General features: G+C 67.1%; 16 protein-coding genes and 1 tRNA gene. 12 read left to right on the top strand and 5 right to left on the bottom strand.

Annotated elements, in window-relative coordinates; translation table 11 throughout:
• The first annotated feature begins 1 nt into the window (after window position 1).
• On the top strand, window positions 2-736 hold the full coding sequence (locus C0541_RS13430) for a DUF2058 domain-containing protein (RefSeq protein WP_338016138.1): 735 nt from the start codon (window positions 2-4) through the stop codon (window positions 734-736).
• Window positions 737-887: 151 nt separating this feature from the next.
• Here C0541_RS13430 and C0541_RS21060 read toward each other — a convergent pair whose 3' ends face one another.
• A complete protein-coding gene (locus C0541_RS21060; RefSeq protein ID WP_193725956.1) occupies window positions 888-1,079 on the bottom strand; it encodes a hypothetical protein in 192 nt (63 codons plus the stop codon).
• Here C0541_RS21060 and C0541_RS13425 point away from each other — a divergent pair.
• The 5 genes from C0541_RS13425 to C0541_RS13405 all read left to right on the top strand — a co-directional run bounded on the left by C0541_RS13425 (window position 991) and on the right by C0541_RS13405 (window position 6,655).
• Entirely contained in the window at window positions 991-1,818 is an 828-nt protein-coding gene (locus C0541_RS13425) for a transporter (protein ID WP_238601324.1), read from the top strand. The two genes, C0541_RS21060 and C0541_RS13425, sit on opposite strands and share 89 nt — an antisense overlap.
• Window positions 1,819-1,961: 143 nt before the next feature.
• Window positions 1,962-3,146, top strand: a complete 1,185-nt coding sequence (locus tag C0541_RS13420; RefSeq protein ID WP_161960058.1) for a LacI family DNA-binding transcriptional regulator — start codon at window positions 1,962-1,964, stop codon at window positions 3,144-3,146.
• Between the two features lie 13 nt (window positions 3,147-3,159).
• Window positions 3,160-4,470 (top strand): L-fucose:H+ symporter permease, encoded by a 1,311-nt coding sequence (gene fucP, locus C0541_RS13415; protein ID WP_115049051.1) that lies wholly within the window; start codon window positions 3,160-3,162, stop codon window positions 4,468-4,470.
• Window positions 4,467-5,453: a carbohydrate kinase family protein gene (locus C0541_RS13410; protein ID WP_161960057.1), complete on the top strand. Its 987-nt coding sequence runs from the start codon at window positions 4,467-4,469 to the stop codon at window positions 5,451-5,453. The genes fucP and C0541_RS13410 overlap by 4 nt, the downstream gene beginning before the upstream one ends.
• Window positions 5,450-6,655 carry an AGE family epimerase/isomerase gene (locus C0541_RS13405; protein ID WP_115049047.1) on the top strand — a complete coding sequence of 402 codons (1,206 nt, stop codon included), beginning with the start codon at window positions 5,450-5,452 and terminating at the stop codon, window positions 6,653-6,655. The genes C0541_RS13410 and C0541_RS13405 overlap by 4 nt, the downstream gene beginning before the upstream one ends.
• Window positions 6,656-6,785: 130 nt before the next feature.
• On the opposite strand, the gene metH is transcribed toward C0541_RS13405, so the two are convergent.
• From metH to C0541_RS13390, 3 genes are all read right to left on the bottom strand, one after another.
• Window positions 6,786-9,539, bottom strand: a complete 2,754-nt coding sequence (metH, locus tag C0541_RS13400; protein ID WP_115049045.1) for a methionine synthase — start codon at window positions 9,537-9,539, stop codon at window positions 6,786-6,788.
• 388 nt (window positions 9,540-9,927) lie between these two features.
• Complete coding sequence (locus C0541_RS13395; RefSeq protein ID WP_115049043.1) at window positions 9,928-11,067, bottom strand: homocysteine S-methyltransferase family protein; 1,140 nt, start codon at window positions 11,065-11,067, stop codon at window positions 9,928-9,930.
• On the bottom strand, window positions 11,064-12,059 hold the full coding sequence (locus tag C0541_RS13390; protein ID WP_161960056.1) for an ArsR/SmtB family transcription factor: 996 nt from the start codon (window positions 12,057-12,059) through the stop codon (window positions 11,064-11,066). The genes C0541_RS13395 and C0541_RS13390 overlap by 4 nt, the downstream gene beginning before the upstream one ends.
• A gap of 122 nt (window positions 12,060-12,181) precedes the next feature.
• On the opposite strand from C0541_RS13390, the gene C0541_RS13385 reads away from it, so the two are divergent.
• Together C0541_RS13385 and C0541_RS13375 are read left to right on the top strand one after the other, a co-directional pair.
• Window positions 12,182-13,330, top strand: a complete 1,149-nt coding sequence (locus C0541_RS13385; protein WP_115049039.1) for an acyl-CoA dehydrogenase family protein — start codon at window positions 12,182-12,184, stop codon at window positions 13,328-13,330.
• Between the two features lie 923 nt (window positions 13,331-14,253).
• A complete protein-coding gene (locus C0541_RS13375) occupies window positions 14,254-15,777 on the top strand; it encodes a GDSL-type esterase/lipase family protein (protein ID WP_161960055.1) in 1,524 nt (507 codons plus the stop codon).
• Window positions 15,778-16,018: 241 nt separating this feature from the next.
• Here the strand turns inward: C0541_RS13375 and C0541_RS13370 are convergent.
• A tRNA-Leu gene (locus C0541_RS13370) sits at window positions 16,019-16,105 on the bottom strand.
• A 121-nt stretch (window positions 16,106-16,226) separates the two neighbouring features.
• Here C0541_RS13370 and rnr point away from each other — a divergent pair.
• The 4 genes from rnr to C0541_RS13350 all read left to right on the top strand — a co-directional run bounded on the left by rnr (window position 16,227) and on the right by C0541_RS13350 (window position 23,735).
• Window positions 16,227-18,773, top strand: coding sequence for a ribonuclease R (gene rnr / locus C0541_RS13365; protein ID WP_115049035.1), 2,547 nt, complete (start codon window positions 16,227-16,229; stop codon window positions 18,771-18,773).
• Window positions 18,774-18,912: 139 nt separating this feature from the next.
• Entirely contained in the window at window positions 18,913-19,386 is a 474-nt protein-coding gene (locus tag C0541_RS13360; RefSeq protein ID WP_115049033.1) for a GFA family protein, read from the top strand.
• A gap of 173 nt (window positions 19,387-19,559) precedes the next feature.
• Window positions 19,560-20,309, top strand: coding sequence for a 23S rRNA (guanosine(2251)-2'-O)-methyltransferase RlmB (rlmB, locus tag C0541_RS13355; protein WP_104532424.1), 750 nt, complete (start codon window positions 19,560-19,562; stop codon window positions 20,307-20,309).
• Window positions 20,310-20,702: 393 nt separating this feature from the next.
• The gene (locus C0541_RS13350) at window positions 20,703-23,735 is read left to right on the top strand and encodes a ligand-binding sensor domain-containing diguanylate cyclase (RefSeq protein ID WP_115050325.1); all 3,033 of its coding nucleotides are present in this window, start codon (window positions 20,703-20,705) and stop codon (window positions 23,733-23,735) included.
• Window positions 23,736-23,901 lie beyond the last annotated feature (166 nt).

The following is a 23,901-nucleotide window of genomic DNA, read 5'->3' as shown; positions in this document are numbered from 1 at the left end:
CATGAGCTATACCTTACGTGACCAGTTGCTTGGGTTGGGCTTCAAGTCCGCACCCAGGCCCGAACGCAAACCCGACGCACGGCCTGCCGCGCGTCATGGCAACGGTGGCAGGCCTGCGCCCGGCGGCAACAAGCCGGGCGGCCAGGGCAGGGGGCCGCAGCGGCCGCATGCCGCTGCGGCGACCGACGGCAAGGGCGAGCGCAAGAACGATGGCCGGCCCGATCGTCGCAACGATGGCAAGCCGGCAGGATCGCAACGTCCACCGCAGTCCACGGCCGACCGCCGCGGACCCAGGCTGGCACGCACGCGCGAAGACATCGACCTGGCCAAGGCCTATGCGATCCGCGCGCAACGCGAGAAGGACGAGCGCATCGAAGCCGAGCGGCTGAAGCAGGAAGAAGCACGCCTGCGTCGCGAAGCCAAGGCCCGGCTCGAGGAACTGCTCAAGGACAAGGGCCTGAATCATGCCGATGCGGACATTGCCCGGCATTTTCCGTATGGCGGCAAGATCAAGCGTATCTACGTGACCGCCGATCAGCTCAAGGCGCTCAACGCCGGCGAGCTGGGTGTGCTGCAGCTCAACGGCCGCTATCTGCTGGTGACGGCCGAAGTACTGGCCGAGGCCGAAGCGGTATTCGCGCCATCGGTGGCGTTGAAGGTGGACCCGAATGCGCCGGCAGGCGAAGACCCGTATGCCGATCCCCAGTACCAGGTGCCCGACGATCTGGTCTGGTAACCCTGCATGAGCTAGGTCTTGTTGGTCATGGGCACCTGATGGGTGCCCATGTTGTTTGGTGCGTTGCCTTGCGTGGTGCGCACATGGATCGTTGTTGCGCGGCTTCCGGCTGCGCCATGCAGCAATGCAGCATTGGCGATACACGGGCCGGTCACGGCGCGCGCGGCACCATCGCGGCCTTAGCGGTCGGCGCATCCGGGCATGGTGCCTGCTGCGTTGACACGCATTCCCTGCCGACGGTGCCGCGTATGTCCATGTTGTCGAAAATGTTGAAGTCCTGCGTTGTTGCATCGCTTGCATCCACCGTGCGCGGCGCTTCGGGTTTGCAGGCGACGCGCGCCATGGGGCCGGCTGCGCTGATGCTTGCGCTATGCGTGGTGAGTCAGCAGGCCGCTGCACAGACGGAGGATGCGCCGGCGTTCGACCGTCCCGGTATTCCGTTTGCGGCCGAAGTGCTGCGGCCCGGCGCGTTCGCCTGGGAGCAGGGCCTGCCGGATGCGAGTACCGATCGCAGCGGTGGGCAGCGCATCACCCAGTACACCGCCGATACGGTCCTGCGGCTGGGGTTGTCCCAGCACGTGGAGCTGCAGCTGGGCAGCGACAGCTACAACTGGCAGCACGGTGGCGGTGAGCGTGTGCGTGGCGGGGGCGACAGCCATTTCGGCCTGAAGGTGGCATTGCCGTCGCAGTCGGACAGCTTTCATTGGGCCGCGCTCGGTAGCTACAGCGTGCCGACCGGCAGCCCGGCCTTCAGCGACGGCTATGCGCGCGAGCTGGGCGTGACCGCCTCCTGGGACCTGGCGCAGCAACGCGCCCTGGCGCTGTACGTGAACTACGCACGCGACAACGACGGGCATACCTGGACCTTGTCGCCGAACTACACGTTCTTCTCCGGCGAGCATTTCAGCAGCTACGTCGAGGCGGGTTTTGACAGCGGTAGCGAGCATTCGCGCGTGGCCGGCGCCGGTGGCGCCTGGCAGTTGCCGCATGCGATGCAACTGGATGTCTCGGTGCTGCGCGGGCTGACCTCCCGGAGCCCGGACTGGCAGGGCGGGATCGGCCTGTCGATCGCGTTCCAGTAAGCGTGCGATTGCAGTAAGGGGGCGATTGCAGTAAGGGGGGGGCGATTGCAGTAAGGGCCGGACGCGGCCGCTGCGTATGTTGCACTGCCGCATGCATTGGGTGCACGGAAAAGGCCTAATTGGATCGATCCAATCAACGCCAGATGCATGCGCACATCTTTCATTGCAGGGCCTACCGCGTGACGCGTGCCGAATCGACGCCCTCTGCGTCCGAGGACGGCGACGCGCGTCGCAGCGGACGCGGCGCGGTGACCCTGCGCGATATCGCCGGCGCCATCGGCGTGTCGCGCGCAACGGTGTCGTTGGTGTTGCGCGGCAGTCCGCTGGTGCACGCGACCACGCGCGCGCGGGTGGAGGCCGAGCTGGATCGGCAGCACTACGTCTACAACCGTGCTGCGGCCAATCTGCGCCGCCGCACGTCGTCCAGCATCGCGCTGGTCATCAACGATCTGTCCAACCCGTTCTTTGCCGAATTTGCCGCAGGCGTGGACGAGGCGCTGGGCGCAGCCGGTTATGTGACCCTGCTCGGCAGCACCGGCGAATCGACCCAGCGCCAGCAGGCGGTGCTGACCTCGCTGATGGAGCACACGCCTGCCGGCATCATCCTGTCGCCGGCCGAAGGCAGCCAGGCGCAGGCCTTGACCCAGGTGCTGGGGCGTCAACACAACGTGGTGTTGTTCAACCGCGAAGTGGAGGGCGCAGGCTGGGATCTGCTGGCGCTGGACAACGAGCAGGGCGCATTGCTTGCCTGCGCGCACCTGATTGCGCAAGGCCATCGGCGCATCGTGTTCTTCGGCGGCCATGCCCAATCCAGTTCCTGCCGGCAACGCCGCGCCGGTTACGCACGCGCGATGACCGAAGCCGGGCTGCCCGCGCACTATGTCGAATCCGCACCGAACCGACAGGATGCAGCGCTATGCGCCGGGCGCATGCTGGACAGCGCGGGGCACGATCGCGCAACTGCGGCGGTCTGCTACAACGACAGTGTTGCGTTGGGCCTGATGGCGGCGCTGGCGATGCACGGCATCGTGCCGGGGCGCGACTTCGCGGTGACCGGCTTCGACGATATCGCCGAAGCCGCGTTGTTCACGCCCGCACTGACCACCCTGGCCGCCGACCCACGTGCGCGCGGCCGCCAGGCGGCGCAACTGGTGCTGCAGCGTATCGGCAGTCCCGACCTTGCATCGCAGCGCCTGACCGCCGCGGTCGAATTGAAGATCCGCGCCAGCAGCGCCAGCAGCGCCAGCGCGCCGAGCTCCATCGTTCCGCTTCACTCCCCCAACGATTCTTCCCCCGTGCAATCCCCCACCAAGGCCTCAGGCCGCTGACCAGGCAATTCCTATGGTTTCCCTTTCCACGCAATCCACAGTGCCAAGCGGCAACAAGGCGCCCGTCAACAACGGCGTCGCGTTGTCGGTCGTCACCACGATCTTCTTCATGTGGGGCTTTCTCACCTGCCTCAACGACATCCTGATTCCGCATCTGAAGGCGGTGTTCGAACTCAACTTCGCGCAGGCGATGCTGGTGCAGTTCACCTTCTTCGGCGCGTACTTCCTGATGTCGCTGCCGGCCGGTTGGCTGGTGGCCAGGCTTGGCTACAAGCAAGGCATCGTGGCAGGGCTGGCGGTTGCCGCAGTCGGTGCGTTGGGCTTCTGGCCTGCGGCGGAACTGCGCGTTTATGGCGCATTTCTCGGCGCACTGTTCGTGCTGGCGACCGGCATCACCATCCTGCAGGTGGCCGCCAACCCCTACGTGGCGCTGCTGGGTCCGGAGCGCAGTGCTTCCAGCCGCTTGACCCTGGCGCAGGCGCTCAACTCGCTGGGCACTGCGATCGCGCCGCTGTTCGGTGGCTGGCTGATCCTGTCCAACACCGTGATGAGCGGCGACCAGCTCAAGGTGCTGCCCGAGGCCGAGCAGCTGGCCTACCGCGTCCAGGAAGCGCAGGCCGTGCAGGGGCCGTATATCGGCCTGGGCATCGTGCTGTTTCTGCTGGCGATCTTCGTGTTCCTGTTCCGTCTGCCGGCACTGACCGATGCGGGCGCGCAGAAAGACGAGGGCAAGCATTCGCTGCTGGATGCCTTGCGTCATCCGCATGTGCGCTTCGGTGTGCTGGCGATCTTCTTCTATGTCGGTGCGGAAGTGGCGATCGGCAGTTTGATGGTCAACTATTTCTCGTTGCCGCAGATCGGCGGGTTCACCGAGCGCGAGGCGACCAACTACGTGTCGGCGTACTGGACGCTGGCGATGATCGGCCGCTTCATCGGTTCGGCGCTGCTGGCCAAGTTGTCGCCGCGCGTGCTGTTGTCGGTGTTCGCCGGGATCAACGCGCTGCTGCTGGTGCTGACCATGGCCAGTGGCGGCATGCTGGCGGTGTATGCGCTGGTGGCGATCGGCCTGTTCAATTCGATCATGTTCCCGACCATCTTCACGCTGGGCATCGAGCGGCTCGGTCCGCTGACCGGTCGCGCGTCGAGCCTGTTGATCATGGCCATTGTCGGCGGCGCCATCGTGCCGTATCTGCAAGGCCTGCTGGCCGACAGCATCGGCTTGCATGAGTCGTTCGTGCTGCCGCTGGTGTGCTACCTGTACATCGTGTTCTACGGCATCTGGGGCTCGCGCCTGCGTGGCGCACTGGCGGAGGCGCACGCATGAGTGCTGTCAAGAACCGGGTGGTCTGTTTCGGCGAAGCCTTGATCGACATGCTGGCATTGCCATCCGCCGGCCCCGACGAGGCACGTACGTTTGCGCAATACGCCGGCGGTGCGCCGGCCAATGTTGCGGTCGCGGTGGCGCGGCTGGGCGGCGCGGCGCATTTCGTCGGCATGCTGGGGCGCGACATGTTCGGCGACTTCCTGCTGCAGAGCCTGCAGCAGGCCGGGGTCGCCACCGATGGCATCGTGCGCACAGATCAGGCCAAGACCGCGCTGGCCTTCGTGGCCCTGGATGAAGCCGGCGAGCGCAGTTTCAGCTTCTATCGCCCGCCTGCGGCGGATCTGCTGTTCCGTCCGGAGCATTTCGCCGCGGACGGCTTCACGCAGGCTGCCGTGCTGCATGTGTGTTCCAACAGCATGACCGAGCCTGCGATCGCGCAATGCACGCTGGACGGCATGCGCCGCGCACGTGCCGACGGCGCCATCGTCAGCCTGGATCTCAACCTGCGCCCGATGCTGTGGCCGCAGGACGTGGACCCGGCCGCGTTGCTGTGGGAGGCGTTGGCACTGGCCGACGTGGTCAAGCTCTCGCGCGAGGAACTCGATTACCTGGCCGGCACGCTCGATGGCGATGCCAGCGCGGTCATCCAGAAGCTCTGGCAGGGCCAGGCCAGCTGGTTGCTGGTCACCGACGGCGGCGGGCCGGTGCATTGGCAGACACGCACCGACTCGGGCCAGGTGCCGGCCTTCCGCGTGCAGGTGCGCGACAGCACGGCAGCCGGCGATGCATTCGTCGGTGGCCTGCTGTTTCAGCTGGCTGCGCGCGCGTCCACGCTCGAGCAGCTGTGTGGCGATGCCGCTGCGATGACCGAGGTGATCCGCTTTGCCGCGGCGGTCGGTGCGCTGGCGGTAACGCGCAAGGGCGCGTTTGCGGCGATGCCGAGCGTCGATGAAGTCCATTCCCTGATCCAGGAACAACCATGAGCCGTTTGCCTGCGAGTCCCGCACCCGATTTCCATTCTGCCGATGTGCTGCGCCAGCACATCGCCGACACCATGGCGTTCTACCACCCGCGCGCGATCGACCCGGCGGGCGGGTTCTTCCAGTATTTCCGCGACGATGGCGTGATCTACGATGCCGGGCACCGGCATCTGGTCAGCAGCACGCGTTTCGTTTTCAACTACGCGATGGCCTATCGCGAGTTCGGCAATGCCGAGTATCTGGAGGCGGTACGTCACGGCCTGGACTACCTGCGCAACGTGCATCGCAATCCGGTTACCGGCGGCTATGCATGGACCCTGCGCGACGGCGTGGTCGAAGACGACATGAATCACTGCTACGGCGTGGCGTTCGTGCTGCTGGCGTATTCCTGCGGCCTGAAGGCCGGTATCGAAGAAGCGCGCGCCTGGATGGACGAGACCTGGCAGCTGCTGGAAAAACATTTCTGGGAGCCGGAATTCGGCCTGTACCGCGACGAAGCCGATGCGCAGTTCAACTTCACCAGCTACCGCGGCCAGAACGCCAACATGCACATGTGCGAGGCGATGATCGCCGCGTACGAAGCCAGTGGCGAGCAGCGCTATCTGGACCGCGCGCTGTCGCTGGCCGACACCATGACCCGGCGTCAGGCGGCCAAGGCCGACGGCCTGGTGTGGGAACACTACGATCCGCAATGGAACATCGACTGGGACTACAACCGCGACAATCCAAAGCACCTGTTCCGCCCCTGGGGTTTCCAGCCCGGCCACCAGACCGAATGGGCCAAGCTGTTGATGCTGCTGGACCGCTACGCGCCGAGCGACTGGTTGCTGCCGACCGCCCGACATCTGTTCGATGTGGCAGTGGAGCGTTCCTGGGATGCACAGCGTGGCGGGCTGTATTACGGCTTCGACCCTGATGGCAAGGTCTGCGACGACGACAAGTACTTCTGGGTGCAGGCCGAATCGCTGGCGGCGGCGGCGTTGCTGGCCCAGCGCAGCGGCGACGATCGCTATTGGCAGTGGTACGACAAGCTGTGGGCGTATTCCTGGGCGCACATGATCGACCACCGCCATGGTGCGTGGTATCGCATCCTGGATGCAGACAACCGCAAGTACAGCGATGAAAAGAGCCCGGCGGGCAAGACCGATTACCACACCATGGGCGCGTGCTACGAGGTCCTGAACGTGTTGCGCCCGGCTGCCTGATGTTGATGTGATCCAGCGGCGCCGTCGAGGGTCGGCAGCTGCAGCGTAGGAGCGCACCCGGGCGCGACAGGGCATTCCCAGTAACGCCCTGTCGCGCCCGGGTGCGCTCCTACGACGTCTGCGGCGGCCCTTATTCCGGGTCGTAATCCAGGTTCGATGCCAGCCAGCGTTCGGCCAACGCCAAGGTGATGCCCTTGCGCCTGGCGTAGTCGGCCACCTGTTCCTTGCCCAGGCGCCCGACCACGAAGTACTGGCTCCCGGGATGGCTGAAGTAGTAGCCGGAGACCGCGGCGGTGGGCAGCATCGCGAAGCTTTCGGTCAGCGTCATCGAGGTGTGGCGCTCGGCATCGAGCAGGTCGAACAGGGTGCGTTTTTCGCTATGTTCCGGGCATGCGGGGTAGCCGGGGGCAGGGCGGATGCCGCGATAGCGCTCGGCGATCAGTGCCTCGTTGTCCAGCGTCTCGTCGTCCACATAGCCCCAGAACTCGGTGCGCACGCGTTGATGCAGGCGCTCGGCCAATGCCTCGGCCAGGCGGTCGGCCAGCGCCTTGAGCAGGATCGCGTTGTAGTCGTCGTGCGCGGCTTCGAACCGCGCCACATGCGGGTCGATCCCGATGCCGGCGGTGACCGCAAACGCGCCGATCCAGTCCTGCTTGCCGCTGCTTTTGGGTGCGATGAAATCGGCCAGGCAGAAGTCGGGGCGATCGATGGGTTTGTCGACCTGTTGGCGCAAGAAGTGCAAGAGCTGCCGGGATTGGGCATTCGGGATTTGGGATTGGCCAGGCTGCTGCGAATCTCCAATCCCGCTTGCCGAATCCCTGTGGTCTGTCAGCACCACTTCCACGTCATCGCCCACACTGTTTGCCCGCCACAGCCCGAACACGGCCTTCGCGGTCAGCCATTTCTCGGCGACGATGGTGCGCAGCATCGTGCGTGCATCGCGGTACAACTCGCTGGCCTGGGGGCCGACCACCTCGTCACTGAGGATCGCCGGAAACCTGCCCGCCAGTTCCCAGGCCTGGAAGAACGGGGTCCAGTCGATCAGCTCGATCAACTCCTGCAGCGGGTAGTCGTCGAACACGTGCAGGCCCGGCTGACGCGGGGCGGGCGGTGTATAGCTGTCCCAGTCGCCATCGAAACGCTGTGCACGTGCCTTTTCCAGCGGCACCAGGCGCTTGGCGTCGCCACGATTGCGATGGCGCGCGCGGATCTCCGCGTAGTCGGCATCGTTGGCGGCGACGAAGGCCTGGCGCAGGTCGCGCGAGATCAGCGATTGCGCAACGCCTACCGCACGCGAGGCGTCCTTCACCCACACGGTCGGGGCAGTGTAATGCGGGTCGATCTTCAAGGCGGTGTGTGCGCGCGAGGTGGTGGCGCCACCGATCAACAGCGGAATCTCGAAGCCTTGCCGCTGCATCTCGCGTGCGACATGCGACATCTCTTCCAGCGACGGGGTGATCAGGCCGGACAGGCCGATCAGGTCGGCATTCTCCGCACGCGCCCGGTCCAGGATCACCTGTGCCGACACCATCACGCCCAGGTCCACCACGTCGAAGTTGTTGCAGGCCAGCACCACCCCGACGATGTTCTTGCCGATGTCATGCACATCGCCCTTGACGGTGGCCATGATGATCTTGCCGTTGGACTTGCCGACATCGCCGGTCCGCAGTTTTTCCGCCTCGATGAAGGGCAGCAGATACGCCACCGCCTTCTTCATCACGCGCGCGGATTTGACCACCTGCGGCAGGAACATCTTGCCGGCGCCGAACAGGTCGCCGACCACGTTCATGCCGTCCATCAGCGGGCCTTCGATCACATCCAGCGGGCGGGTGGATTGCTGTCGCGCTTCCTCGGTATCGGTTTCGACGAATGCGTCGATGCCGTGCACCAGCGCATGCGCCAGCCGCGCGCGCACCGGCTTTTCGCGCCAGGCCAGGTCCTCGACCTTCGCCGCGCCCTTGCTGCCCTTGTAGCGTTCGGCGATCTCCAGCAGCCGCTCGGTGCCGTCCTTGCGCCGGTTGAGGATCACATCCTCCACGCGCTCGCGCAGTTCCGGGTCCAGCTCGTCGTAGATCGGCATGCCGCCGGCGTTGACGATGCCCATGTCCATGCCGGCCTTGATCGCATGGAACAGGAACACCGAGTGGATCGCCTGGCGCACCGTCTCGTTGCCGCGGAACGAGAACGACACGTTGGAAACACCGCCGGAAACATGGCAATGCGGCAAGGTGCGCTTGATCTGGCGGGTGGCCTCGATGAAGTCCACCGCGTAGTTGTCGTGCTCCTCGATGCCGGTGGCCACGGCAAAGATATTCGGGTCGAAGATGATGTCTTCCGGCGGGAAGCCCACCTGTTCGGTCAGCACCTTGTAGGCGCGCGTGCAGATCTCGACCTTGCGCGCGCAGGTATCGGCCTGGCCCGCTTCATCGAAGGCCATCACCACCGCGGCGGCGCCGTAGCGCAGCACCTTGCGTGCCTGTTCGATGAACTGCGCCTCGCCTTCCTTGAGCGAGATCGAATTGACCACGCTCTTGCCCTGCAGGCACTTCAGGCCGGCTTCGATCACGCTCCACTTGGACGAATCCACCATCACCGGAATGCGCGCGATGTCCGGCTCGGACATGATCAGGTTGAGGAAGCGCGTCATCGCCTTTTCCGAGTCGATCAGGCCCTCGTCCATGTTGACGTCGAGGATCTGCGCGCCGTTGGCGACCTGCTGACGCGCCACTTCCACCGCCTCTTCGTAGCGCTCTTCCTTGATCAGCTTGCGGAACTGTGCGCTGCCGGTGACGTTGGTGCGCTCGCCCACGTTGACGAACAACAGGTCGGGTGTGATGACCAGCGGTTCCAGGCCGGACAGGCGGGTGTGGCGGGGAGTGCTCATGCGAGGCTCTGCTGGACGTTGACGGCGCGATCTGTCTTGGTGCGTTGGTGTTCTTTGCGGCCTGACCATGGGCCGCGAGGCGCCGCGGCCCTCATCCGGCGCTGTGCGCCACCTTCTCCCGCGGGCGGGAGAAGGGTGCCTGGCTGCGCACGGGGCGTTCTCGTGGCAGGCCAAGCCATGTGCTGTGCCGCGGGCGTGAGAAGGGTGCTGTGCTGCGCACGAAACGTCTTCGTTGCAAGCCAGGTCACGCGCGGTCCTTCCCCGGCGGGCGGGAGCAGCGGGCTGCACCGCGCATGGGGCGTCCTTGTGGCAGGCCAAGCCATGCGCTGTCCTTCTCCCGCTTGCGGGAGAAGATGCCCTAAGGGCGGATGAGGGTGTGCCTGCCGCATCACGCGGCCAGCTCCTGCGCGCCAGGCAACTGCCGCGGCGGCAGGTCGGCCACCGCCTCGGCGATGGCGCGGATGTGATCCGGCGAGGTGCCGCAGCAGCCGCCGACCAGGTTGAGCAGGCCGGCCTGCGCGAACTCGCGCAAGGTCTGCGCCATTTCTTCCGGCGTTTCGTCGTATTCGCCGAAGGCATTGGGCAGACCGGCGTTGGGATGCGCGCTGACATAGGCGTCGGCGATCTGCGACAAGGTTTCCACATGCGGGCGCAGATCCTTGGCGCCCAGTGCGCAGTTCAGGCCCACCGACAGCGGCCGCCCGTGCGCGACCGACGCATAGAACGCCTCGGCCGTCTGCCCGGACAGGGTGCGTCCGGACGCATCGGTGATGGTGCCGGAGATCATCACCGGCAGGCGCCCGCCGCGCGCTTCGAACACTTCCTCGATCGCGTAGAGCGCGGCCTTGGCGTTGAGCGTGTCGAAGATGGTTTCCACCATCAGCGTGTCGGCACCACCGTCGATCAGGCCGTCGATGGCCTCGCGATAGGTGTCGCGCAATGCGTCGAAGCTGGTGTTGCGATAGCCGGGGTCGTTGACGTCCGGACTGATCGAGGCGGTGCGGCTGGTGGGGCCGAGCACGCCGATCACGAAGCGCGGCTTGTGCGGGGTCAGCGCCTGGACCTCGTCGCAGCAGGCGCGCGCAACCTGCGCGCCTGCCTTGTTCAATTCGTAGACCAGATGTTCCAGGTGATAGTCGGCCTGGCTCACCGAGGTGGCGTTGAAGGTGTTGGTTTCCAGCAGGTCGGCCCCGGCGTCCAGATAGGCGCGGTGGATGCCGGCGATGAGTTCCGGGCGGCTCAGCAACAGCAAATCGTTGTTGCCTTTCAGGTCGTGGCCTTGCGGCGCGTGTGCGTGATCGCAGCCCGGGCCATGCACGTGTACCTGCGCGCTGTCGTATCCGCCGGCAAAGCGGGTGCCGCGATAATCGGGCTCCTGCAGATCGTGGCGCTGGATCATGGTGCCCATCGCGCCATCGATGACGAGGATGCGTTCGGCGAGCGCGGCCGTGAGTCTGGCGGCGCGCTCCGGATGCAGCCACGGCAGTGCGAACGGAATTGGAGATTGGGGATTGGATACATGCGTCATGCTTCAGCGCTCCGCAAAGCAGCGCCTTTGCTTTCAACGATTCCCGATTCCCGACTCCCGATTCCCGGCTTCACCGCAATCAATGAAATCACCTCGAAATGCGGCGGGCGTTTCTCGCGCGTCACCGTCTCCAGGCTGGACACGTCCAGCCCGGCTTTCTCGGCGAACCTGCGCAGTTCCTTGGCCGCAAAGCCGAGATTGACGTGGCCATAGGCATGCACCGCGGCGCGATGTTCATGCTTGGCCAAGCTGCACAGCAGCAGCCGGCCGCCGGGGCGCAGTACGCGCGCGGATTCGGCCACCGCCTGCGCCGGCTTGGCTGCGTAGGTGAGTGCATGCATCAGCACCACCAGGTCGAAACTGGCATCGGGAAACGGCAGCGCATGCATGTCGCCTTCGCGCACTTCCACATTGCGCAGCTTGCGCAGGCGCTCGCTGGCGGCGGCGACCACGCGCGCGCTGGTGTCGATGCAGATGTAGCGGGTGGCATGCGGCGCCACCAGCTCGGCCAGCACGCCGTCGCCGGAGGCGATGTCGAGCACGTCGCCGGTTTCCAGCAAGGGCAGGGCGGTGCGTGCCAGCGCTTCCCAGGTGCGCCCGGGGGAATAATGCCGCTCCATGTCGCCGGCCACCGAATCGGCCCAGTTCTGGTCGGCGGCGCGGTTGGCCAGCACTGCGGCCACGCGCTCGGCGTCCTGGCGCAGCAGCGGATCGTCGCTGCCGGTGCTCAGGGCCAGCCACAGGGCGCGCTGCGCCGGGTCCAGCGACACCTCGTCGAAACGGTAATAGGCCGACACGCCGGCGCGGCGGTCGCGCACCAGCCCGGCTTCCTTGAGCTTGGCCAGATGCGTGGACACGCGCGGCTGCGCCAGGCGGGTGATCGCCGACAGCTCGGCCACGGTGAGTTCTTCCTGCTCCAGCAAGGTCAGCAGGCGGACGCGGGTGGCGTCGGCAAATACCTTCAGGCGCGCCGACCAGTCTTCCAGATCCATGAATATCTCTATATCGCGATATGGAGATATTTTCGGCCGGGCCGGGTGTGGGGTCAACTACATACGCATGCGAATGGTTGGCGCTACAATGGGCGCTCAGCCTAGGCCTGGAGGGGTGCCACGTGGATTTCAGCTTTACCGAAGAACAATTGATGATCCAGGATGTGGCGCGCCGCATCGCCCAGGAAAAGATCGCCCCCAGCGCGGAGCAGTTCGATCGCAGCGGCGAGTTCCCGCTGGAGAACATCCGCCTGCTCGGCGAGAACGGCCTGATGGGCATCGAGGTGCCGGCCGAGTACGGTGGCGCCGGCATGGACCCGATCAGCTATGCGCTGGCGATGATCGAGATCGCCGCCGCCGACGGCGCGCATTCCACCATCGTGTCGGTCAACAACTCGCTGTTCTGCACCGGAATCCTGAAGAACGGCAGCGAGGCGCAGAAACAGCTGTACGTGCGCGCGATTGCCGAAGGTGCGCAGATCGGCGCGTTCGCGTTGACCGAGCCGCAGTCCGGCTCCGATGCCTCGGCGATGCGCTGCCGTGCGGTCAAGCAGGCCGATGGCAGCTTCGTGATCAACGGCAAGAAGAGCTGGATCACTTCCGGCCCGGTCGCCAAGTACATCGTGTTGTTTGCGGTGACCGAGCCGGACAAGGGCGCGCGCGGCATCACCGCCTTCATGGTCGACGCCGATCGCGCCGGTTTCCATCGCGGCAAGACCGAGCCCAAGCTCGGCATTCGCGCCTCGGCCACCTGCGAGATCGAGTTCGCCGATTACATCGCCCAGCCCGAGGAAGTGCTGGGCGTGGAGGGCGAGGGCTTCAAGACCGCGATGAGCGTGCTCGATGCCGGGCGCATTGGCATCGCCTCGCAGGCGGTCGGCATCGCGCGTGCGGCATACGAGGCGACCTTGGCCTACGTCAAGGAGCGCAAGGCCTTCGGCGCGGCCATCGGCACCTTCCAGATGACCCAGGCCAAGATCGCCGACATGAAGTGCAAGCTGGATGCAGCGTTGCTGCTGACGCTGCGCGCGGCCTGGTTGAAGGGGCAGGGCCAGAAGTTCGGCACCGAAGCGGCCGTGGCCAAGCTCACCGCCTCGGAGGCGGCGATGTGGATCACCCATCAGGCGGTACAGATCCACGGCGGCATGGGCTATTCCAAGGAAATGCCGCTGGAGCGCTACTTCCGCGACGCCAAGATCACCGAGATCTACGAAGGCACCTCGGAAATCCAGCGCCTGGTGATCGCGCGCGGCGAGACCGGCCTGCGCTGAGCGGCCTGTTCCGGCTGCGCGCCGCCGGTTGCCGACGCCATGGCCCGAGGCGCGCAGCGCTCGATCCGGCGCCTTGATGCAGGCGATTGCATGCCACTGCCAGGTAGGAGCGCGNGCGCGCCGCCGGTTGCCGACGCCATGGCCCGAGGCGCGCAGCGCTCGATCCGGCGCCTTGATGCAGGCGATTGCATGCCACTGCCAGGTAGGAGCGCGCTCGCGCGCGATGCGGCGTTACCGATAACGCCGCATCGCGCGCAAGCGCGCTCCTACGCAAGCGTGAGCGGTCTGCGATCAGGGGCGTGCCGTGTCAGTGGCAAGGCGCCGACACACCCAATCACGTCGCAGCCTCACATGGCCCGTGGCTGCGTCCGGCCGCGCGCCGCCGGTTGCCGACGCCATNAACGCCGCATCGCGCGCAAGCGCGCTCCTGCGCAAGCGTGAGCGGTCTGCGATCAGGGGCGTGCCGTGTCAGTGGCAAGGCGCCGACACACCCAATCACGTCGCAGCCTCACATGGCCCGTGGCTGCGTCCGGCCGCGCGCCGCCGGTTGCCGACGCCATCGGCCCGAAGTGCGCAGCGCTCGATCCGGCGCCATTGGCCCGAAGTGCGCAGCGTTCGATCCGGCGCCTTGGCCCGAGGTGCGCGGCGCTCGATCCGGCGCCTTGATGCAGGCGATTGCATGCCACTGCCAGGTAGGAGCGCGCTCGCGCGCGATGAAGCGCTACCGATAACGCCGCATCGCGCGCAAGCGCGCTCCTACGCAAGCGTGAGCGGTCTGCGATCAGGGACGTGCCGTGTCAGTGGCCTGGCGCCGACACACCGCAATCACGTCGCAGCCTCACATGGCCCGTGGCTGCGTCCGAACTTGTGGTGCGCGGCGCGCGCGGATCACAATCGCGGCTTCCCCAGTCCCTGGTGCGCGCATGCTCCGGTCTTTGCACGCGGTATTTCCCCGCCTTTCGCTGTCTGCCATCGCGCCCGTGCTGGTGTGCTGTGGCCTGTTGCTGGTCTGCGCCGCGGCAGGCGCACAGGCGCCGCCACCTTCGATCGTGCCTACCGACTGCCTGCAGGAGGCGTGGTGGGCGCAGCGACATGCGCAGGTGCTGGAGCAGGTGCGCCAGCACCCTGACACCCCGCTGCTGTTGATCGGCGATTCGATCACCCAGAACTACGAAAAGGCCGAGGCGCCTGACGAAGATTTCCAGCCGACCTGGCAGACCTTCTACGGCAGCCGTGGCGCGCTCAACCTGGGCTTCAGCGGCGACGGCACCGAGAACGTGCTGTGGCGGCTGGCCAATGGCGAGGTCGACGGTCTGCAGCCCAAGGTCGCGCTGGTATTGATCGGGACCAACAACACCGGCCATCTCGGCCAGACCGCAGAGCAGGCCCAGCTTGGTATCGATGCGGTGGTCGCGGCGATCGAACAGAAACTGCCGCGCACGCAGATCCTGTTGGTGGGCGTGCTGCCCAGCGACATCTCCAGCGAGAAGTCGCGCCGCGATGCGCAGATCAACCAGGGCCTGGCGGTGCGCTACGGCGACAACCCGCGCGTGACCTATCTGGATGTGGGGTCGATCTTCCGGCGCGATGGCAAGCTGCGCAGCGAGCTGTTCTACGACACCCGCTTCCGTCCGCCGGCCGGCGCCCTGCATCCGGACACGCAAGGTCAACGCATGCTGGCCGAGGCGATCGAACCGACCCTGGCGCGCCTGCTCGGCGAGCCGCCGGTCAAGCCGGTTGCGGCGCTGGGCCGCGACTTTGCGACCTCGCTGATTCCGGTCGACCGGCTGGAGCAGGATTCCTACGACTGGTATGCACGTCACCATGCGGCGCTGGCTGCAGCGCGCACGCTCACGCCCGAGGTGGTGATGATCGGCGATTCGATCACGCATTTCTGGGCCGGCCCACCACAAGCCACACGTGTCAGCGGGCCCGAGTCCTGGCGCTGGTTGTATGGCCGGCGCCCGGTGCTGAATCTGGGCTTCGGTTGGGACCGCACCCAGAACGTGCTGTGGCGGATCCGCCAGGGCGAGCTCGACGGCCTGGATCCGCGCTGGGTGGTGCTGCATATCGGCACCAACAACCTCACCGGCACCGCGCAATCGCGCGCGGCCACGCCGGCGGAGACCGCACAGGGCGTGGAGGCGGTGGTGAGCGAAGTGCGTCGTCGTTTGCCCGGCAGCCAGCTGATCCTGATGGCGATCATGCCGCGTGGCCGCCATGCCGGGGATGCGCAGCGCGCACCCATTGCCGAGACCAACCGGCTGCTGGCCGCGCGTTATGGCAAGGATCCGTCGGTGCGCCTGGTCGACATCGGCCCTCAGCTGCTGCAGCCGGACGGGACCTTGCCCGAGGCGCTGATGCCCGACGGCACCCATCCCAGCGAGGCCGGGTATGCGATCTGGGCAAAGGCGTTGCGCCAGGCGGGCATCACGGCGGCGCCCTGACCGCCTGCGTTGGGGACGGTGGCGTCGACGAAGGCGCTGCCGTCGCGCAGGAGGTCAGGCCTGTCGCGTCGTTGCCAAGCGGCGGCATGGGTGAACAAGCGACGGCGTGGACGAAAGCGCGCTCCAGCCGCCGATCAACGGCATGCTCCCGTCGGCCGGCAACGCAGGCGCACGGCCCCGGCGGAATTTTCCAGACCCCAGAAACCAGAAGACCCCCGATTGCTCGGAGGTCTTTTTAAACTGGTGCCCAGAAGAGGACTCGAACCTCCACGAAGTTGCCCCCGCTAGCACCTGAAGCTAGTGCGTCTACCAATTCCGCCACCTGGGCAGGTGAGCCGCGAATTTTGCAGACTCCCGGCGGGCTTGTCAATGCCTGGCGCGCAGTAACTGCGACCGGCCGGGCAAGGCGTGCTGCCCATGGTGCGGCCGCAAGGGGTACCATGTAAGCAATGACAAAGAAAACCCCCCCAGATTCCGATCGGCCCAGTCGCCGCAAGTCCACCAGCCCGGGCGAGTCCACCACCGCCGAAAAACAGAAGTTGCCGGGCTGGATGCCGGACTTCCTGGTCCGCGCCGCCGCTGGCGCGTCGACCAAGTCCGCCAACAAACGCGCTGCCGACAAGGCTGCCAACGCCGCGCCCGAGCCGCCGGTAGCGCCCGCGCTGCCCACGCCGCCGGCACCACGCGTGCCGCATCCACGCAAGAGCGGTCCGCCGGCGCCGCCGCCGGAACGCTTCCAGCAGGCACCGACCGAAGCGTCCGCACCGGCGGCCGGGTTCAAGGATCCGCATGCCGATCGCGAAGCACTGCGCTACGCCGAGCCGATCGCCAGCCGCGAGGCCATCCTGCAGCTGCTCGATGCCTGCGACGGCCCGCAGACCGCCGAGGAAATCGCCGAGCAACTCAACCTCAGCGACCGCATCGACGCGCTGGGCAAGCGCCTGGCGGCGATGGTGCGCGAAGCGCAGCTGGTGCAGAACCGCCGCGGCGGCTACGCGCCGGTGCAGCAGACCAGCCTGATCGCCGGTGTGGTGATCGCCAACCCGGAAGGCTTCGGCTTCCTCAAGCCGGACGAAGGTGGCGACGACCTGTTCCTGCCGCCGTACGAAATGCGCAAGGTCATGCACGGCGATCGTGCGCTGGCCAATGTCACCGGCATCGACCGCCGCGGCCGTCGCGAAGGTGCGATCGCCCGCGTGCTCGAACGCCGTATGTCGCGCATGCTCGGGCGCTTTTTCTACGAGCATGGCGTGGCCTATGTCGACCCGGACGACAAGCGCGTGCAACGCAACGTGCAGATCGCACCGGACGGTATCGGCGAGGCACGCGAAGGGCAGTTGGTGGTGTGCGAACTGATCGCGCCGCCGGACGCCCGGCGCCCGGCGATCGGCAAGATCATCGCGGTGCTCGGCGACAAGCTCACCCCGTCGCTGGTGGTGGAGATGGCCATCCATGGCCATGAGCTGCCGCACGAATTCCCGCAGGAAGTGCTGGACGAAGCCGCGGCGGTGCCGTTGGTGGTCGAGCCGCAGATGATCGGCGGGCGCGTGGACCTGCGGCAGATGCCGCTGGTCACCATCGATGGCGAGGACGCCAAGGATTTCGACGACGCGGTGTATTGCGAACCCAACGCCGACGGCTTCCGTCTGGTGGTGGCGATCGCCGATGTGTCCAACTATGTGCGTCCCGGCACGCCGCTGGACGACGAGGCGCAAAAGCGCGCCACCTCGGTGTACTTCCCGGGTTTCGTGGTGCCGATGCTGCCGGAGACACTGTCCAACGGCATCTGCTCGCTGATGCCCAAGGTCGACCGCATGTGCTTTGTCTGCGACATGCAGGTCGGGCGCGACGGCGAAGTCACCGGTTCGCGTTTCTACGAAGCGGTGATGAACTCGCATGCGCGCCTGACCTATAACCAGGTCTGGAAGGCAGTCGGCGAAGACGATGCCGACACCAAGGCCTTCATCGGCCCGTTGTTGCCGCAGGTGCAGCGCCTGCATCAGCTGTACAACGTGCTGTCGAAGGCACGCACGCACCGCGGTGCAATCGAATTCGAAACCTCCGAAGTGCGCTTCGTGCTCGACAATACCGGCGAGGTCACCCAGGCCGGCATGCTGGTGCGCAACGACGCACACAAGCTGATCGAAGAGTGCATGATCGCCGCCAACGTGGAAGCCGCGCGCTATCTGCTGGGCGTGCATGTGCCGGCGCCGTACCGCGTGCACGAGCGGCCGCCGGAGAGCAAGTACGAAGACCTGCTGGAGTTCCTCAAGGAGTTCCAGCTCAGCCTGCCGGCATGGAGCAAGGTGCGTCCCGGCGACTACACCAAGTTGCTGAAGAAGGTGCGCGCGCGCCCGGATGCGGCGCTGCTGGAATCGGTGCTGCTGCGTAGCCAGAGCCTGGCGGTGTATTCGCCCGACAACAACGGTCACTTCGGTCTGGCGCTGGAGGCGTATGCGCACTTCACCTCGCCGATCCGCCGGTATCCGGACCTGCTGGTGCACCGCGCGATCAAGCACGCACTGACCGGCGCCAGCCCGGAAAAATACATCTACACCCCGCGTCAGATGGCGGCGTTGGCGCTGCAATGCTCCGAGCGTGGCCGGCGTGCCGACGAAGCCGAGCGCGAAGTCGACGAGCGGTATCGCGCCGCATGGATGGAAAAACATGTCGGCGGCCAGTTCGACGGCGTCATCAGTGGCGTCACCGGGTTCGGCCTGTTCGTGGAATTGAACGAATCCAAGGTCAATGGCCTGGTGCATGTCACCCAGTTGCCGCAGGACTATTACCAGTTCGATCCGATCCGCAAGACGCTCAGCGGCGAGCGCCGTGGCCGCGCCTTCCGCCTGGGCGACCCGGTGCGGGTGCTGGTGCTCAAGGCCAGCATGGAAGAGCGCAAGATCGACTTCCGCCTGGCCGAGGATCGTGGCGATTCGCCCGAACCACCGCCGCCGCCGCGCGCTCAGCCGGCCAAGCGCAGGAAGAAGCAGTACTAGCAACGGTGGCATCATCGCGAGCCGTCGCCTGGCGGCCGCTCGCGATGCGTGGGAACGCTGGCCCTGCGGGCAGGGCGTTGCGTGCAACACGCGCGCAAGGCTCGCTGGGCCACCGGTCTTCAACGGCGCAGAGGCAACCATGGACACAGCAATCGGGTACAGCGGTGGTTGCCAATGTGGCGCGGTGCGTTTCCACGTGCGCGGCCGGTTGTCGGACGCCTCGATCTGCCATTGCCGCATGTGCCAGAAGGCCTTCGGCGCGTATTACGCACCGCTGGTGTCGGTGCGCGGTGCCGAGTTCGTCTGGACACGCGGCGAGCCCAGGCGCTTTGCGTCTTCCTCGCTGGTGCAGCGTGGATTCTGTGCCGACTGCGGAACGCCGCTGACCTACGAGGCGCCCGATGGCCTGGCCATTGCCGCCGGCAGCTTCGACACGCCCGCGTTGCTGCCGCCGGTGATCCAGTACGGGATCGAGGGCAAGCTGCCGTTTGTCGATACATTGGGCGCGTTGCCGGCCCATCGCACCGAGGACGACCCGCAGGCGCCGGCATCTCTGGCTGCCCTGGTAGCGCGCCAGCATCCGGATCACGATACCGACCGCTGGCCTGCGTGACCCTGGCAGCCGCAACGGCGTTTGTCGAGCTGGCGCGTTGAACTGCGCGTCGCGGCGACGGCCACTTCCGTTGCGCCGCGGTTGGCGCGTGGTGCTCGTAGCGAGGGTCCGGCCGTGACGTGGCAGGCCGCAGGCCCTACCATTCTCCCTTTATCGCTTCGTATTCCCGCGCAATGAGCAAGCAGAATCAGTGGATCGTCGGCGTCAACGCCGTCGCCTCGTCCGTCGAGAACGACGCCGACAACGTGCGCGAGGTATTGATCGAGGCCGGCAGCAAGAATCCGCGCCTGATCGAGATCGAGGAGCAGGCCCGCCGCAAGGGGATCGACGTGCGCCGGGTCAACACCCAGGCACTCGATGGCGTCGGCGGCCAGGTGCGCCACCAGGGCGTGGTCGCCCGCTATGCCGCAGCGCGCCTGTGGGCCGAGAACGAGCTCGAAGCGCTGGTGACCGCGGCCGAGGGACGCGCGCTGCTGCTGATCCTCGACGGCGTGCAGGACCCGCACAATCTGGGTGCGTGCCTGCGCAGCGCTGCGGCCGCCGGCGTCACGGCGGTGGTCATTCCCAAGGACAAGTCGGCCACGGTCAACGCGACCGTGCGCAAGACCTCCGCCGGTGCAGCCGACCGCATTCCGGTGGTGGCGGTGACCAATCTGGCGCGTTGCCTGCGCGACCTGCAGAAGCAGGGCGTCTGGCTGTATGGCCTGGCCGGCGAAGCCGAGGCCTCGCTGTACAGCGTGGACCTGCGCGGCAATGTCGGGCTGGTGCTCGGTGGCGAGGCCGATGGCCTGCGGCGTCTCACCCGCGAGCATTGCGATGGCCTGGTCAAGATTCCGATGCCGGGCGATATCGAAAGCCTCAATGTGTCGGTGGCGGCCGGCGTGACCTTGTTCGAAGCCGTGCGCCAGCGCCTGGGCGCCTAGAGCGCCTGTCAGGACTTGCGCCCGCCGCCGGGCGGGCGGCCGGTGCCCGACATCGGCGTGCGCCGCTGCTGCGCGGCGGTTGCCCCGCGCCGTCCGCTGCCGCCAGCGGGCTGCTCCTGACGTCGTGCCGGCCTTTTCCGGGGCCACTGGCGCGCCGCTGACCAGCGGCGCGGATGCAGCGCCACGGCAGGATCGTGCATCTGGCGCGCGTCGGTCCGCGCTCACGCAGCTCCCGATCTGCGCAAACCATGGCACCGGTGCGCCTGCGGTCGCAGCGTCGGGCGCGTCGCCAGCGCATTGCACATGGCTTTGGCCGGGGCCTGCAGCGATCCATCGGCGCGCGTGCGCGTTTTTGCCTACCATATCGCCAGCGAAAACGGCGTGTTGTGTCAGATGAAAGATGGGGCGGGGGCCTGGTCGACGGGCGAGAACGATTGCGACGCCCAGGCGTCGGCACGGGGGGATGGCCGACGGCGGCATTGGCTCGCTGCCGGTGTCTGCCTGCTGCTGGCGATGTGCTCCCTCGCAGCGATGGCCGCACCGTTCGGCACGGCGCCACTGCGCGACTACGCAATCGACAGCTGGAGCTCGCGTAACGGCCTGCCGCACAACTCGCTGCGCGATATCGCCCAGACCCGCGACGGCTACCTGTGGTTCGCCACCTGGGAAGGGCTGGTGCGTTACAACGGCCTGGAATTCAGCATCATCGACCGCAGCACGCGTCCGGGCCTGCCCGACAACGGCGTCGGTGCCTTGTACGTCGATCGCGATGGTGCGCTGTGGCTCAGCGACGCGCGCGGCAATCTGGTGCGTCATGGCAGCGACGGGCAGTGGCGTCACTGGCAGCGGCAAGGGCAGTGGCCGCAGGCGCTGATCCATGCAATGACGATGGATGCACGCGGTCGCATGTGGCTGCTGTTCGAGGGGCACGGGCTGGGCTGCCTGTGGCCGGATGGGCGCTTCGAGTATTTCCCGCCGCGCGATGGGGTGCCGCTGCAGAGCAGCTTTCCGCGCATGGCGTTCGATGGCCAGGGCCGGCTGCTGATCGGCACGCTGGACGGCCTGATCTACCGCGAACCGGACGGGCGCATGCATCGTGCCCCGGCCGCATTCGGCCTGCCGCCGGGGCTGGCGTGGCCATACCGCGCGCCGGATGGCACGCTGTGGGTCGTCGCTGGAGAGCAGCTGTATCGCCTGCGGGGCGAGACCGCCGAGCTGGCGCATCGTGTGCCCGGGCAGGGCCATTTCACCGCGATGTTGCAGGATCGCCATGGCGACCTGTGGCTGGGCAGCGAGAATCAGGGCTTGCTGCGCATCGGCAGGCGTGGGGTGGAGCAGTTGCCGGCCGGTCGCAGCCTGCCGACCGGGCGCATCGTCAGCCTGCGCGAGGATGCCGAAGGCAGCATCTGGGTCGGCGCCAACGGCGGGCTGTTTCGCCTGCGCGAAACCTTGTTCAGCAGCTACAGCCAGCGCGATGGCCTGAGCGGCGATTACGCCCGTGCCGTGCTGGAAGACCGCGACGGCAGCCTGTGGATCGCCGGCACCGCCGGCCTGGACCGCATGCTGCCGGACGGACGCATCGTGCCGGTGGCGGTGGCCACGCCATCCGGGCGCAAGCTCTCGGTACTGAGCCTGGCGCTGGACCGGCGCGGCGACCTGTGGGTGGGCACCTATGCCGATGGCGTCTTCGTGCTGCGCGACGGACGCCTGCTGCGGCATTACGGCGAGGCCGAGGGCATTCCCAGCGGGCATATCCGCGCCATCGTGATCGACGACCCCGGCGTGGTGTGGCTGGCCACGCAGCGCGGGGTGGTGAAGCTGGTGAACGGCAGGCGCCAGCCCCTGGCCGTGCAAGGCCTGCCCACTGGCGTGGTGACCGCACTGGCCAGCATCGATGGCGCGCTGTGGATGGGCTCGGTCGACGGTGCGGCGGTGCTGCGCGACGGAACGCTGCAGCAGTTGAATCTGGAAGCCCGGGGCGGCGCGCGCAGCGTGTTCGGTTTTCAGCGCATCGGCGAGGCTGTCTGGATCTCGACCGATCGCGGCCTGTATCGCGTGCGCAACGGCCGCCTCGCGCGCGTGGGCCTGGAGCAGGGCATGCCGGTCGATACGGTGTTCCAGCTGATCAACGACCGGTTCGGCAATGCCTGGATCAGCAGCAATCGCGGCGTGCTGCGCACGCAACTCGCGCTGCTGGACGCGGTGGCCGATGGACGCGGCCGGCTGGCCATCGAGCGCTATGGCGAGATCGATGGCATGGGCAACGCGCAGGCCAACGGCAGCTCCGGGCCGAGCATGATCGCGCGTGCCGATGGCTCGATCTGGGTGGTCACCGCCGGCGGCGTGAGCACGGTCGACCCGGCACGCCTGCAGCGCTTTCGCGAGCGGCGCGCACCGCCTGCAGTGATCGAGAGCGTGCAGCAGGACGCGCGTCCGCTGGCATGGCGGCAGCAGGCGCGGCTGCCGGGCGGGCATCGCCTGAACGTGTCCTACGTCGGCATGAGCTTCCTGCTGCCCGAGCGCATCGAGTACCGCACGCGGCTGGAGGGCCTTGACAACGACTGGACCGAGCGTGGCCGGCAACGCAGCGTGGAGTTCATCGGCCTGCCGCCGGGGCGCTACCGTCTGCACGTGGCGGCGCGTCACCCCGGGGGCGACTGGAGTCGGCACGAGGCGATGTGGGCGTTCGAGGTGCTGCCGCTGTGGTGGCAGCGCCGGGACGTGCGCCTGGCCGCGGTGCTGGGTGCGATTTTCCTGCTGGCGCTGGTGTACCGCTTCCTGTTGCGCCGCTACAAGACCCACAACGCGCGCCTGGCCGAACTGGTGCGCAAACGCACCGAAGACCTGCAGCTGCAGGCACAGCGATTGCTGCAGGCCAACCAGGAAAAGAGCGAACTGCTGACCCGGCTGCGCATCAAGTCGGACGTGTTCGAGCGCCAGGCGCACGAGGACGCCCTGACCGGGCTGCCCAACCGCCGGCACTTCGACGAGGCGCTGGCGCGCGACATCGGCCGCGCCCGCTGCAGCGCCCGCCCGTTGGTGCTGGCGATCCTGGATATCGATCACTTCAAGCGCATCAACGACCACTATTCGCACGCCAGTGGCGATGCGGTGCTGCACGAAGTGGGCGTGCTGCTGACCGCCGCCGCGCGCGCATCGGACCTGCCGGCACGCCTGGGCGGCGAAGAGTTCGCCCTGCTGCTGGCCGATACGACGCTGGCGGATGCGCAGGCGCTGTGCCAGCGCATCCGCGCGCTGTTCCATGCGCGCCACGACTGGGGCGGTGTGGACGGCCTGCAGGTGACCTTCAGTGCCGGCGTGGCCCAGTTGCGCGATGAAGACACCGGCTCATCGCTGATGCAGCGCGCCGACCAGGCGCTGTACCAGGCCAAGAGCGCGGGGCGCGACCGGATCTGTGTGGGCTAGGTGCTGGGATTGGGGAGTCGGGATTTGAGATTTGGGATTGGCAAAGGCAGGGCGCTGGCCTGCTTGAGACCCCAGCGGCTGGCGGCCCCAGTGCGTGCGGCGCCTAACGACTCGGGAGCAGGGACGCGATAGGCCACTGGCCGTTACGAATCCCCAATGCCCAATC

This window comes from Xanthomonas arboricola (assembly GCF_003353015.1).
GTDB lineage: Bacteria > Pseudomonadota > Gammaproteobacteria > Xanthomonadales > Xanthomonadaceae > Xanthomonas > Xanthomonas arboricola_E.
This window is presented reverse-complemented; position numbering and strand designations above follow the sequence as displayed.

Bases quoted from the DNA above. Each gene is read 5' to 3' on its own strand.
- C0541_RS13430 (WP_338016138.1), top strand. From the start codon at position 2: ATGAGCTATACCTTACGTGACCAGTTGCTTGGGTTGGGCTTCAAGTCC.
- C0541_RS13425 (WP_238601324.1), top strand. From the start codon at position 991: ATGTTGTCGAAAATGTTGAAGTCCTGCGTTGTTGCATCGCTTGCATCC.
- C0541_RS21060 (WP_193725956.1), bottom strand. From the start codon at position 1,079: ATGGCGCGCGTCGCCTGCAAACCCGAAGCGCCGCGCACGGTGGATGCA.
- C0541_RS13420 (WP_161960058.1), top strand. From the start codon at position 1,962: ATGCATGCGCACATCTTTCATTGCAGGGCCTACCGCGTGACGCGTGCC.
- fucP (WP_115049051.1), top strand. From the start codon at position 3,160: ATGGTTTCCCTTTCCACGCAATCCACAGTGCCAAGCGGCAACAAGGCG.
- C0541_RS13410 (WP_161960057.1), top strand. From the start codon at position 4,467: ATGAGTGCTGTCAAGAACCGGGTGGTCTGTTTCGGCGAAGCCTTGATC.
- C0541_RS13405 (WP_115049047.1), top strand. From the start codon at position 5,450: ATGAGCCGTTTGCCTGCGAGTCCCGCACCCGATTTCCATTCTGCCGAT.
- metH (WP_115049045.1), bottom strand. From the start codon at position 9,539: ATGAGCACTCCCCGCCACACCCGCCTGTCCGGCCTGGAACCGCTGGTC.
- C0541_RS13395 (WP_115049043.1), bottom strand. From the start codon at position 11,067: ATGACGCATGTATCCAATCCCCAATCTCCAATTCCGTTCGCACTGCCG.
- C0541_RS13390 (WP_161960056.1), bottom strand. From the start codon at position 12,059: ATGGATCTGGAAGACTGGTCGGCGCGCCTGAAGGTATTTGCCGACGCC.
- C0541_RS13375 (WP_161960055.1), top strand. From the start codon at position 14,254: ATGCTCCGGTCTTTGCACGCGGTATTTCCCCGCCTTTCGCTGTCTGCC.
- rnr (WP_115049035.1), top strand. From the start codon at position 16,227: ATGACAAAGAAAACCCCCCCAGATTCCGATCGGCCCAGTCGCCGCAAG.
- C0541_RS13360 (WP_115049033.1), top strand. From the start codon at position 18,913: ATGGACACAGCAATCGGGTACAGCGGTGGTTGCCAATGTGGCGCGGTG.
- rlmB (WP_104532424.1), top strand. From the start codon at position 19,560: ATGAGCAAGCAGAATCAGTGGATCGTCGGCGTCAACGCCGTCGCCTCG.
- C0541_RS13350 (WP_115050325.1), top strand. From the start codon at position 20,703: ATGAAAGATGGGGCGGGGGCCTGGTCGACGGGCGAGAACGATTGCGAC.